Origin of the sequence: Citrobacter sp. Cpo089 (assembly GCF_030332695.1) — a bacterium.
GTDB lineage: Bacteria > Pseudomonadota > Gammaproteobacteria > Enterobacterales > Enterobacteriaceae > Citrobacter > Citrobacter portucalensis.
The window spans coordinates 17268-29686 of the sequence record NZ_JAOWHJ010000020.1; the positions used below are offsets into that span (position 1 = coordinate 17268).

At 50.5% G+C, this 12419-nt stretch carries 10 protein-coding genes; 5 read left to right on the forward strand and 5 right to left on the reverse strand.

What is annotated here, in order from left to right; all coding sequences use genetic code 11:
• Positions 1-47: 47 nt before the first annotated feature.
• Together OGX92_RS02005 and OGX92_RS02010 are read right to left on the reverse strand one after the other, a co-directional pair.
• Positions 48-1433 carry a NarK family nitrate/nitrite MFS transporter gene (locus tag OGX92_RS02005; protein ID WP_286586185.1) on the reverse strand — a complete coding sequence of 462 codons (1386 nt, stop codon included), beginning with the start codon at positions 1431-1433 and terminating at the stop codon, positions 48-50.
• Between the two features lie 212 nt (positions 1434-1645).
• Positions 1646-2224, reverse strand: a complete 579-nt coding sequence (locus tag OGX92_RS02010; RefSeq protein WP_003833036.1) for a TetR family transcriptional regulator — start codon at positions 2222-2224, stop codon at positions 1646-1648.
• A 117-nt stretch (positions 2225-2341) separates the two neighbouring features.
• Between OGX92_RS02010 and OGX92_RS02015 the strand changes: the two genes are divergently transcribed.
• A complete protein-coding gene (locus OGX92_RS02015) occupies positions 2342-3826 on the forward strand; it encodes an MFS transporter (RefSeq protein ID WP_003833034.1) in 1485 nt (494 codons plus the stop codon).
• Between the two features lie 3 nt (positions 3827-3829).
• On the opposite strand, the gene OGX92_RS02020 is transcribed toward OGX92_RS02015, so the two are convergent.
• From OGX92_RS02020 to yddG, 3 genes are all read right to left on the reverse strand, one after another.
• Positions 3830-4270: a GFA family protein gene (locus OGX92_RS02020; RefSeq protein ID WP_003833032.1), complete on the reverse strand. Its 441-nt coding sequence runs from the start codon at positions 4268-4270 to the stop codon at positions 3830-3832.
• A gap of 83 nt (positions 4271-4353) precedes the next feature.
• Positions 4354-5436, reverse strand: coding sequence for a porin OmpD (ompD, locus tag OGX92_RS02025; RefSeq protein WP_008784801.1), 1083 nt, complete (start codon positions 5434-5436; stop codon positions 4354-4356).
• 459 nt (positions 5437-5895) lie between these two features.
• Positions 5896-6777, reverse strand: a complete 882-nt coding sequence (yddG, locus tag OGX92_RS02030) for an aromatic amino acid efflux DMT transporter YddG (RefSeq protein ID WP_063941986.1) — start codon at positions 6775-6777, stop codon at positions 5896-5898.
• A gap of 288 nt (positions 6778-7065) precedes the next feature.
• Between yddG and fdnG the strand changes: the two genes are divergently transcribed.
• From fdnG to OGX92_RS02050, 4 genes are all read left to right on the forward strand, one after another.
• A complete protein-coding gene (gene fdnG, locus OGX92_RS02035) occupies positions 7066-10113 on the forward strand; it encodes a formate dehydrogenase-N subunit alpha (protein WP_286547371.1) in 3048 nt (1015 codons plus the stop codon).
• A 13-nt stretch (positions 10114-10126) separates the two neighbouring features.
• Positions 10127-11011: a formate dehydrogenase N subunit beta gene (gene fdnH / locus OGX92_RS02040; protein WP_003833024.1), complete on the forward strand. Its 885-nt coding sequence runs from the start codon at positions 10127-10129 to the stop codon at positions 11009-11011.
• A complete protein-coding gene (gene fdnI, locus OGX92_RS02045; RefSeq protein ID WP_003020054.1) occupies positions 11004-11660 on the forward strand; it encodes a formate dehydrogenase-N subunit gamma in 657 nt (218 codons plus the stop codon). Before fdnH ends, fdnI begins: the two co-directional genes overlap by 8 nt.
• Before the next feature lie 129 nt (positions 11661-11789).
• Positions 11790-12392 carry an inorganic diphosphatase gene (locus tag OGX92_RS02050; protein WP_003833020.1) on the forward strand — a complete coding sequence of 201 codons (603 nt, stop codon included), beginning with the start codon at positions 11790-11792 and terminating at the stop codon, positions 12390-12392.
• Positions 12393-12419 lie beyond the last annotated feature (27 nt).

The window sequence follows — 12419 nt, forward strand, 5'->3', positions numbered from 1 at the left end:
GCCTGATCCGGCCTACCTAAATGTCCGATCCTGCGGTATCCATTTTGTTATTTTTTTTGTGATTTACGGCCATAGACCAACCAGGTCACCAGCACGCAGACGATGTAAAACACGAGGAATATTTTCATGGCACCCACAGGAGAGCCGGTCAATGCCAGCGATGAGCCAAACGCTTTAGGAATGAAGAAGCCCCCCACAGCGCCAATGGCGGAGATAAATCCCAGGGCGGCTGCGGTATCGGTTACCGCTTCCCGCTGAGCTTGCTCTTCAGTACCGCCATGCAGCTTCACCCGATAAATTGTGATTTTGCGAAAGATCACCGCAATCATCTGGAAGGTTGAACCGCTACCCAGACCCGCGGTCAGGAACAAGCCCATAAACACCAGGTAAAACGCGATAAAGCTACCTTCGCCCGAGCCGGGCAAAGTGAGAAACAGCAGGGCGCTGAACAGTGCCATAAAGATGAAGTTAATTAAGGTGACACGTACACCACCAAACTTGTCAGAGATAACACCGCCCGCCGATCGTGCAAGCGCGCCGATGAAGGGGCCGAAGAACGCCAGTTGCAGGATATTCACGTCGGGGAACTGGGTTTTCGCCAGCATGGCAAAGCCTGCCGAAAAACCGATAAATGAACCGAAGGTGGCGAGATACAGCAGACTTAATAACCACAGATGAAAACGCTTGAGGACCGGTAACTGGGAGGCAATTGAGGCCTTCGAGCTGGCAATGTCGTTCATTCCCATGCCCGCTGCCACGGTGGCTATCAGCAGTAACGGCACCCAAATCCATGCGGCATTGGCCAGCGACAATAACGAGCCATCAACTTGTGGTACGCCCTGTACGCCCAAAAAGGTAAATATGGGCAGAAAGATAACCAGTGGCGCGATCAACTGCATCACGCTGACGCCGAGGTTGCCGAGACCACCGTTAACGCCTAATGCGCTACCTTGCTTCGCTTTGGGGAAGAAAAAGCTGATATTGCCCATGCTGGAGGCAAAGTTAGCGCCAGCAAAACCACACATCAGCGCAATGATAATAAATACACCGAACGGAGTAGTGGTATTTTGCACGGCAAATCCGAGCCAGACACAGGGAATAACCAGAATAATCGTACTAAAAATGGTCCAACGACGCCCACCAAATATAGGTACCATAAAGGAGTAGGGAACGCGCAATATTGCACCAGAAAGAGAAGGCAGTGCCGTTAATAAAAACAGTTGGTCGGTGGTGAAATTAAAGCCAATTTTATTCAGATTTACGGCAACGGCGCTGAACAACATCCAGACGCAGAACGCAAGCAGCAGGCAACTTACTGATATCCAGAGATTTCTGCGCGCAATGTGCTTGCCTTTATTTTCCCAAAAGCCGGGGTTCTCTGGTTTCCAGTCCGTTAAAAGATAACGATTATTTTTCTCATTTGATGATGACATATTATTCTCCATGCACATGCCGTTCATGAAAAAGAAATAAACGCATGCAGCGCCGCGCGGCTTCTTTTTAGAAACTATTGAAAAGTTTTAGGAATATTGACTGAAAGAATAGATAAAAAAGTGCAATAACGCGGCGTGATAGGAGAATTACACGTTGCTTAAGTGTTACTAATTGTAAGCATAAAAGATGTATTGTTAATTCATCTATTACATCAAATAAATAACTCCTGCGTAATCATACGATCAAGATGACGATCGAATGCAGGATCGGCCATTTCCTCAATACCTAATATGTACATACCATCCAGGCCGCAGACTAATGCGATTAAACGCCATGCGACGTCGGCGGCATCAGGCGTGGATGAGAACTCACCGGCTTTCTGTCCTTGGGTAATAATGTTGGCGGTTTCTTCGTGCCACATTCGCATGGTCAACAGATAGGCGCTTTTAATTTCCGGATCTTTACCCGCAACAACCTGTGCTTCACGCCATAGCTTAATATAGGGTTCCAGACCACCATCTTCACTGCCTAGCATCGCATGCAGTCGCTCACGGAAACTGGCGTCTTCGCTGACCAGTTCGGCATCAAGTAGGGTGCGGATAAGGCGCACAAATGCCTGGGATTTGAGCTCACCGGCAGAGGCGAAATGGTGATGTAGCTGGCCCGTCGCGACGTGAGCTTCAGCAGCAATGCGTCGAACCGTCATGGCGGAAAATCCTTCTTCAAGTGCGACACGCATTGCCGCTTGCAGAATCACTTCCCGACGTTCATCCCGATTTAGATAGCTCATCATTCCTCCTGTATCCGTATAGATCGCAGTCTAACAAAAAGTTGGACATATGTTCAATTTTCCGTAGGATCGCTAAAGCTGGACATGTGTCCAGTTTTGGTTTCGTTAGGGAGTTTTATGTTTCGTCAGTGGTTAACGTTAGTCATTATTGTGCTGGTCTACATCCCTGTTGCGATTGATGCAACGGTGCTGCACGTTGCCGCGCCCACGCTGAGTATGACGCTGGGTGCCAGTGGTAACGAGCTGCTGTGGATCATTGATATTTATTCCCTGGTAATGGCCGGTATGGTATTGCCAATGGGCGCGCTAGGGGATCGCATCGGCTTTAAACGTCTGCTGCTGTTAGGCGGTGGATTATTTGGTCTCGCATCGCTGGCGGCCGCTTTTGCTCATAGCGCAAGCTGGCTGATTGCCACCCGGGCGGTATTGGCGATTGGCGCGGCGATGATTGTTCCGGCAACGCTAGCGGGTATTCGCGCCACGTTCTCTGAGCAACGGCATCGAAATATGGCGCTCGGCGTCTGGGCAGCGGTCGGTTCCGGCGGTGCGGCGTTTGGCCCACTGGTTGGCGGGATGCTGCTGGAGCACTTCTACTGGGGGTCCGTATTCTTAATTAATGTGCCAATTGTCCTGGTGGTAATGGCCTTAACCGCACGCTTAGTGCCACGCCAGGCCGGACGTCGCGATCAATCGTTAAATTTTGGTCATGCGATCATGCTGATTGTTGCCATTCTGCTGTTGGTTTACAGCGCCAAAACCGCGCTAAAAGGGCATACGGCGACCGTTGCCATCGCCCTGACGCTGTTAACCGGCGCTTTACTGTTGTGGCAGTTTGTCCGTATCCAGCTTGCGGCAGCCCGCCCGATGATTGATATGCGTCTGTTCACGCATCGCATTATCTTAAGTGGCGTAGTGATGGCGATGACCGCGATGATAACGCTGGTGGGTTTCGAGTTGCTGATGGCACAGGAACTACAGTTTGTTCACGGTTTAACACCGTATCAGGCAGGGTTGTTCATGCTGCCGGTGATGCTGGCCAGTGGTTTCAGCGGACCGATTGCCGGTATGCTGGTTTCACGCCTGGGATTACGTTGTGTGGCAACGGCGGGCATGGCGCTGAGCGCCGTTAGTTTTTACGGCCTGGCGATGACGGATTTCAGTAGCCAACAGGTACAAGCCTGGATTTTGATGGCTTTGCTCGGTTTCAGCGCCGCCAGTGCGCTCCTGGCTTCAACAGCGGCTATCATGGCAGCAGCGCCGGCGGAAAAAGCCGCGGCCGCGGGCGCCATTGAGACAATGGCTTATGAACTGGGGGCAGGACTTGGGATCGCTATCTTTGGTTTGCTGTTGAGCCGTAGCTTTTCTGCATCGATTCTGCCGCCAGCCGGACTTAATGCGCAGGAAATGGAACGTGCCTCATCGTCAATGGGGGAGGCGGTACAACTGGCGCACTCGCTCCCGCCGTCACTGAGTGAAGCATTGCTGACGGCTGCCAGAGAAGCGTTCACCTGGTCACATAGCGTGGCATTAAGCAGCGCCGGCAGCATGCTTATCGTATTAGCGATAGGAATGTGGTTCAGTCTGGCAAAGGTACAACGTTAATAACTAGTGAGCTAAATGACAGGGGTAATCCATCTCTTCGACTTCTTTCCCACTCAGTCGAGCGTATTGCCCCGTCAATCTCCAGAACGCAGGCTGTGTTTCCGTATAGATTTCTGCCGCTAATATCAGGCGGCGGCGATCTACCTCATTAAGTTCCAGAAGTGTCCACGGAATAAAGTAGCGATCGCTGTCCGTCAACGTAAACCACAGTGGGCATCCGCAGCCGGAACAGAAGAACCGTTCACCACGATTTGAAGAAGGGAAGTGCGAAGGTTCTGCCGATTCTGGCGACATCAGCGGGTGAGCGCTGGCTTCCAGATACATGGCGATGCCGCCTGACCATTTCTGACACAGCGTACAGTGGCAGGCATAGACATCCAGCATTTCGACGTCAACGGTAAAATGACTCTGTCCGCAAAGACAACGACCAGTGAATGTCTGCACGGCATACTCCTTATGACCGAGTCTACATTAAGAGAAAAAGCCAGCCCTGGAAGGACTGGCTTTGTATTCAGACTACAACAAAATTAGAACTGGTAGTTCAGACCAACAGCCACGATGTTGTCAGTGCTGATCTGCGCAACATTTTTAGTGAAGTTAGTGTCATCCAGCAGGTTGATTTTGTAATCAACGAAGGTAGACATGTTTTTGTTGAAGTAGTAGGTAGCACCCAGGTCTACGTATTCAACCAGATCCTGGTCGCCGTATGCACCCAGATCTTTACCTTTGGATTTCAGGTAAGCGATGGACGGACGCAGGCCGAAGTCGAACTGGTACTGTGCAACAGCTTCAAAGTTCTGAGTTTTGTTAGCAATACCGTCGATTTTACCGAATGTGGTCATATTGCGGGTTTCGGAGTAGGTGGTCGCCAGGTAGATGTTGTTCGCATCATACTTCAGACCAGCAGCCCACACTTCCGCATTCTGACCTGAAGCGTAAAGACCGTTGGTGCCGTTGCGCACCTGACGATCGGTACGGTCAGATTTCGCATAGGTAGCACCAACGCCGAAACCTTCGTATTCATAGGTAGTAGACAGACCGAAGCCATCACCGTTCGCTTCAACTTCATCGGTACGATCGTTTTTGCCCTGGTACTGAGCGGCAAAGTTCAGACCTTCAACCAGACCGAAGAAGTCGGTGTTACGATAGGTTGCAACGCCGGTAGCACGCTGGGTCATGAATACGTCGGTCTGGGTCCAGGTATCACCACCGAACTCAGGCAGGACGTCGGTCCATGCGCCGATGTCGTAAGCTACGCCGTAGTTACGACCGTAGTCGAAAGAACCGTATTCAGCGAATTTCAGGCCAGCGAATGCCAGACGGGTTTTGTCTGCTTCGGAACCCTGGCTTTCGGAACGGTTGCCTTTGAATTCATATTCCCACTGACCAAAACCAACCAGTTGGTCGTTGATCTGAGTTTCGCCTTTGAAGCCCAGACGTGCGTAGGTTTTGTCGCCATCGCTGCTGGTGTCGTCAGAGAAGTAATGCTGAGCGTGAACTTTACCGTAGATATCCAGTTTGTTTGCGTCTTTGTTATATACCTCAGCTGCGTTTACCGCACCTGCCGCCAACAGGCTAGTCACTGCCACTGCAACTAATTTAAGTTTCATTCTAAATAATCCTTATAATTTTTTCTTGGTGTGTTTCCTAAACCATTGCTAAACGAAGGGGTTCGTCAATGGCAAACTATTTTTAAATGACGCAGTGGTATAAGTTCAATAATAAGTTTCATAATATTGCGAAATATTTGAGTTTGTGTGATCCAGATCTACATAATATAGCTGATTGTATTAATCTTTATATGTGACAAATCTGAATGGGTATATTTACGTAGGGGACTATTGTGCCGCCTATGGTTTAAATGACGTTAGTCACGCAGGTGTAATATATACATATCGAGGATTATAGATAAGCATGAAATATTTTCTTGAGTTAATTAATTACCAATTATTAACATTTAATTAAACAAAAATAAACATAATCCACAAGTGGAATGAACATTTATTATTCATTAATTTGATTACAGTGTAGCCGGGTTTTAGATTTGCGCGATAAAACCCGGATTTTTTTCAGGCGCGGCGTGTTGCCAACCAGCAAAGTAGCGAACCCGCACAAACCATCAATGCCCCCTGCCAGAAAGATAGCGACAACGGGGCGCTGAGTAACACAGCAGCCAGGGCGGAGGAGAGCACTGGGGTAAAATAGGAACCTACGGCCATGATGGTCACGTTGCCATGCAAAATGCCAATATTCCACGCCGCATAGGCAAATCCTAACGTTAATGCCGCTGAGAACATTTTAATAGTCACCGAAGTGCTGAAAATCATTTCTGGTTGCGGAGTCATAAAATAGTAAACCCACAAACTTGCGGCCGTCAGTAAAACGAATACCGTAATGCCGTTAAAGCCTTTTGCATATTTATTGGTCACCGTGCAATACGTTGCCCAGATAAATGCGCCCAAAAAGGCGAGGAAATAGCTCAGCGGACTGCTGGCAACGTTGTTTATAATTTCACCAGGATTAAGGCCGTTTTCACCACCCAATACCCAACAAACCCCGGTCAATGCGATAATTAATCCAGGGATCACCAGCCAGGTTGTTTTTTGACCATTAAATAAAATAGCAAACAATATCGTTAAACTCGGCCAGAGATAATTGACCATACCGACTTCAATAGCCTGGTGACGAGTAGCCGCATAACCGAGAGCCAGCGCTAAACATATTTCATAGGTAACAAAAAGCACGCTACCCGCGATTAAATAACGCACAGGAATCTTTCTTATATTCGGAAAGCCGACGGTAAAAATCAGTAACAGGCCACTTAACGAAAAAATCATTGCTGCGCCGCCCGCAGGACCCAGTCCTTCACTTACCCCACGCATGAGTCCGACCATCGTACTCCAGAGCACAATGGCAATGAGCCCAATTAACGTTGCTTTTTGTTTTGTCATTCTGATTGTCTGTCCATGGTACTGGCAAAAATTTAAGCTGAAATTTATAGCACCTTTACACCGTAGCGCGCTAATTAATTGCTTTTCACATACTCCCTTATGGGTACAAAGGTTAAACAAAGTGCACTATTTAGTAGCGGAACCGTTTCGTTATTGATTTGACGCAAAAAAAATATGGATATAGCTGATAGTTTCGTCGCGAAGTTGTACATGTCATCTTTCAATTATGCCGCGCTGGCGCGATTTGAGAGATGTCCTGTACGAATCCCTGCAAAAAAGAGGAAAGCAATGGACGTCAGCCGCAGACAATTTTTTAAAATCTGCGCGGGCGGTATGGCGGGAACAACAGTAGCCGCTTTGGGTTTTGCACCCAAAATGGCACTGGCTCAGGCGCGAAACTATAAGCTGTTACGCGCCAAAGAGATCCGAAACACCTGCACATACTGTTCCGTAGGTTGCGGGCTATTAATGTATAGCCTGGGAGATGGAGCAAAAAACGCCAAAGAGTCGATTTACCATATTGAAGGGGATCCGGATCATCCGGTGAGCCGCGGGGCATTATGTCCTAAGGGCGCAGGATTACTGGATTACGTGCACAGTGAAAACCGTCTGCGTTACCCGGAATATCGCGCTCCTGGTTCCGACAAATGGCAGCGTATCAGCTGGGATGAAGCATTCACCCGTATCGCGAAGCTGATGAAAACTGACCGTGACGCCAACTTTATTGAGAAGAATGAGCAGGGCGTAACGGTAAACCGCTGGCTTTCAACCGGGATGTTGTGTGCATCTGCGGCAAGTAATGAAACCGGCATGCTGACGCAAAAATTTGTGCGCTCACTCGGCATGCTGGCAGTAGACAACCAGGCGCGCGTCTGACACGGACCAACGGTAGCAAGTCTTGCTCCAACATTTGGTCGCGGTGCGATGACCAACCACTGGGTTGATATCAAAAATGCTAACGTCGTGATGGTGATGGGCGGTAATGCCGCTGAAGCACATCCGGTGGGATTCCGCTGGGCGATGGAAGCCAAAAACAACAATGATGCCACGCTGATTGTTGTTGACCCTCGTTTTACACGTACAGCTTCGGTGGCGGATATCTATGCGCCAATTCGTTCCGGCACGGACATTACGTTCCTGTCCGGCGTCTTGCTGTACCTGATTGAAAATAACAAAATTAACGCTGAATACGTTAAGCATTACACCAACGCCAGCCTGCTGGTGCGGGATGACTATGCTTTTGAAGACGGTCTGTTCAGCGGGTATGACGCGAAAAAACGCCAATACGATAAATCGTCCTGGAACTACCAGTTCGATGAAAACGGCTACGCGAAACGCGATGAAACGTTAAGCCATCCTCGCTGTGTCTGGAACCTGTTAAAACAGCACGTTTCCCGCTACACGCCGGATGTGGTGGAAAACATTTGTGGTACGCCGAAAGAAGACTTCCTGAAAGTCTGCGAAGTGCTGGCTTCCACCAGCGCAGCCGATCGCACCACTACGTTCCTGTACGCGCTGGGTTGGACTCAGCATACCGTCGGGGCACAGAACATCCGAACCATGGCGATGATCCAGTTGCTGCTCGGCAACATGGGGATGGCAGGTGGCGGGGTTAACGCCTTACGTGGTCACTCCAACATTCAGGGATTAACCGACTTAGGTCTGCTCTCTACCAGTCTGCCAGGTTACCTGACGCTGCCGTCAGAGAAACAGGCGGATCTGCAAACCTATCTGGCTGCTAATACGCCAAAAGCGACGTTGGCCGACCAGGTTAACTACTGGGGTAACTATCCGAAGTTCTTCGTCAGTCTAATGAAATCTTTCTACGGCAATGCGGCGCAGAAAGAGAACGACTGGGGCTTTGAGTGGCTGCCGAAGTGGGATCAGTCCTACGACGTCATCAAATACTTCAACATGATGGATAGCGGAAAAGTCACCGGCTACATCTGTCAGGGCTTTAACCCGGTTGCGTCCTTCCCGGACAAAAACAAAGTGGTGCAGTGCCTGAGCAAACTGAAGTATCTGGTGGTTATCGATCCGCTGGTGACCGAAACCTCAACGTTCTGGCAGAACCACGGTGAATCAAACGACGTCGATCCGGCATCGATTCAGACCGAAGTCTTCCGTTTGCCATCGACCTGCTTTGCAGAAGAGGACGGCTCCATTGCCAACTCCGGCCGCTGGCTACAGTGGCACTGGAAAGGTCAGGACGCACCGGGTGAAGCCCGCAACGACGGCGAAATTCTGGCCGGTATTTACCATCGTCTGCGCGACATGTATCGCACTGAAGGCGGTAAAGCTGTAGAGCCCGTTCTGAAAATGAGCTGGAACTATAAGCAGCCGGACGAACCGCATTCCGAGGAAGTGGCAAAAGAGAACAACGGCTATGCGCTGGAAGATCTCTATGATGCCAACGGCGTGCTGGTTGCGAAAAAAGGTCAGTTGCTCAACAGCTTTGCGTTGCTGCGCGATGATGGTTCTACGTCATCGTCCTGCTGGATTTATACCGGTAGCTGGACCGAGCAGGGCAACCAGATGGCCAACCGCGATAACGCCGACCCGTCAGGTCTCGGTAATACGCTGGGCTGGGCCTGGGCATGGCCGCTGAACCGTCGCGTACTGTATAACCGCGCTTCGGCGGATCCGCAGGGTAAACCGTGGGATCCAAAACGCATGCTTATCCAGTGGAACGGTACGAAGTGGACGGGGAACGATATCCCGGACTTCAACACCGCGGCACCGGGCAGTGGCACCAATCCGTTTATCATGCAGCCGGAAGGGCTGGGGCGTCTGTTTGCTATCGATAAGATGGCGGAAGGTCCGTTCCCGGAACACTACGAGCCGATGGAAACGCCGCTGGGTACTAACCCGCTGCACCCGAATGTGATCTCCAACCCGGCAGCACGTCTGTACGAAGCGGATAAACTCCGTATGGGCACGAAACAGGACTTCCCGTACGTCGGGACGACCTATCGTCTAACCGAACATTTCCATACCTGGACCAAGCACGCATTACTGAATGCGATTGCCCAGCCAGAGCAGTTTGTGGAAATCAGCGAAACGCTGGCGGCAGCGAAAGGGATCAACAACGGCGATCACGTCAAAGTTAGCAGCAAGCGTGGATTTATTCGCGCAGTTGCCGTGGTCACTCGTCGTCTGCGTACCCTGAACGTCAACGGTCAGCAGGTTGAAACGGTTGGGATCCCAATCCACTGGGGCTTTGAAGGAGTCGCGCGTAAAGGCTTTATCGCCAACACCCTGACGCCGAATGTCGGTGATGCAAACTCGCAAACGCCGGAATACAAAGCGTTTTTAGTTAACATCGAGAAGGCGTAAGGGAGGCGAACATATGTCTATGGAAACGCAGGACATCATCAAACGGTCCGCAACAAACTCCATCACGCCGCCGCCTCAGGCCCGTGATTACAAAGCAGAAGTCGCGAAGCTGATCGACGTTTCCACCTGTATAGGTTGTAAGGCCTGTCAGGTGGCATGCTCAGAGTGGAACGATATCCGCGATGAAGTTGGCCACTGCGTCGGGGTGTATGACAACCCCGCCGATCTCAGCGCCAAGTCCTGGACGGTGATGCGGTTTACCGAAACCGAACAGAACGGCAAGCTGGAGTGGTTGATTCGTAAAGACGGCTGTATGCACTGTGAAGATCCGGGCTGCCTGAAGGCGTGCCCGTCTGCCGGGGCCATCATCCAGTACGCCAACGGGATTGTCGATTTCCAGTCAGAGCACTGCATCGGCTGCGGCTACTGTATTGCCGGGTGTCCATTTAATATTCCGCGCCTCAATAAAGAGGATAACCGCGTGTATAAATGTACGCTGTGTGTGGACCGAGTCAGCGTCGGGCAGGAACCTGCCTGCGTGAAAACGTGTCCGACCGGGGCAATACATTTCGGCACCAAGCAGGAAATGCTGGAAATGGGCGAACAGCGTGTGGCAAAACTGAAAGCACGCGGTTTTGAACATGCCGGTCTTTACAACCCGGAAGGTGTGGGCGGCACGCACGTCATGTACGTTCTGCATCATGCCAACCAGCCTGAACTGTATCACGGTCTGCCAAAAGACCCGCAGATAGATACCTCTATCAATCTGTGGAAAGGGGCGCTGAAGCCGCTGGCCGCTGCCGGATTTATCGCCACCTTCGCCGGACTGATTTACCACTACATTGGTATTGGTCCGAATAAGGAAGTGGACGACGACGAGGAGGATCATCATGAGTAAGTCGAAAATGATTGTGCGCACGAAATTTATCGACCGCGCCTGTCACTGGACGGTGGTGATCTGCTTCTTCCTGGTAGCGCTGTCGGGGATTTCATTTTTCTTCCCGACTCTGCAATGGCTGACGCAAACCTTCGGTACGCCGCAGATGGGACGCATTTTGCATCCGTTCTTCGGCATACTGATCTTCGTGGCGCTGATGTTCATGTTTGTACGCTTTGTGCACCACAACATCCCGGATAAGAAAGATATTCCGTGGCTGAAAAACATTGTGGAAGTACTGAAAGGCAATGAACACAAAGTGGCGGATGTGGGCAAATACAACGCCGGGCAGAAAATGATGTTCTGGTCGATTATGAGCATGATTTTCGTGCTGCTGATTACCGGTATCATTATCTGGCGTCCGTACTTTGCGCAGTTCTTCCCGATGCAGGTCGTGCGCTATAGCCTGCTGATCCATGCGGCTGCGGGGATTATCCTGATGCACGCCATCCTCATCCATATGTATATGGCATTCTGGGTGAAAGGATCGATTAAAGGCATGGTTGAAGGGAAAGTGAGCCGTCGCTGGGCGAAGAAACATCACCCGCGTTGGTATCGCGAAGTTGAAAGACAAGAAGCGAAAAAAGAGAGTGAGGAGGGGGTTAACTAATCCCTGATGTTCCCTCTACGCAATGGCGCTACATCGGTAGCGCCATTTTTTTGCCAAAAAAACGTCATGTTTCTGTCATCTGCTGAACGTAAGGTATTGTCTTTCCGATAATAGAAGAGTTACAAGACAATGCATCTGGTGAAAAAATTACTCGCTGTCAGCGTGTTTCTTTGTGCTTCAGCTCAGGCGCAGAACATCCTCGAATTTCCTCAGCCGGAGAACAACCCGGAAGAGTTTTATGCCGTAACCGAAATCCCGGCAGGCGGAATGATTAAATATGAAACCGACGCCAAAACCGGTTTTATCGTTGCCGATCGCTTCCAGTCAATGCCGGTTGCCTATCCCGCCAACTACGGTTCACTCACCCAGTCTTTAGCCGGTGACGGTGACCCGCTGGACGTCATTTTTTATACCCGTGCGCCGCTTGCTCCGGGAACGTTGATTAAGCTGCGCGCTATTGGCGTACTGAAGATGATCGACGGCGGTGAAAAGGACGACAAAATTGTCGCTGTTCCGGCCAGTAAAATTGACCCCACTTATGACGACATCAAAGAGTTAAGCGATCTGCCCAAGATTGAAGTTCAACGTCTGGAATCTTTCTTCCGCGTGTACAAAGATCTGCCGGAAGGGCGCAAGAAGGTCGAATTAAACGGTTTCAATGATGCCGCTACGGCAAAGCAAGAGATCAAACAGGCCTGGGATGCCTGGAAAGAGAAAAAACCGCAGCAATAACGCATTGCCGGATGGCGCTTGCGCTTA

Excerpts from the sequence above, each read along its gene's own strand:
- OGX92_RS02005 (WP_286586185.1), bottom strand. The coding sequence starts at position 1,433 with ATGTCATCATCAAATGAGAAAAATAATCGTTATCTTTTAACGGACTGG.
- OGX92_RS02010 (WP_003833036.1), bottom strand. The coding sequence starts at position 2,224 with ATGAGCTATCTAAATCGGGATGAACGTCGGGAAGTGATTCTGCAAGCG.
- OGX92_RS02015 (WP_003833034.1), top strand. The coding sequence starts at position 2,342 with ATGTTTCGTCAGTGGTTAACGTTAGTCATTATTGTGCTGGTCTACATC.
- ompD (WP_008784801.1), bottom strand. The coding sequence starts at position 5,436 with ATGAAACTTAAATTAGTTGCAGTGGCAGTGACTAGCCTGTTGGCGGCA.
- yddG (WP_063941986.1), bottom strand. The coding sequence starts at position 6,777 with ATGACAAAACAAAAAGCAACGTTAATTGGGCTCATTGCCATTGTGCTC.
- fdnH (WP_003833024.1), top strand. The coding sequence starts at position 10,127 with ATGTCTATGGAAACGCAGGACATCATCAAACGGTCCGCAACAAACTCC.
- fdnI (WP_003020054.1), top strand. The coding sequence starts at position 11,004 with ATGAGTAAGTCGAAAATGATTGTGCGCACGAAATTTATCGACCGCGCC.
- OGX92_RS02050 (WP_003833020.1), top strand. The coding sequence starts at position 11,790 with ATGCATCTGGTGAAAAAATTACTCGCTGTCAGCGTGTTTCTTTGTGCT.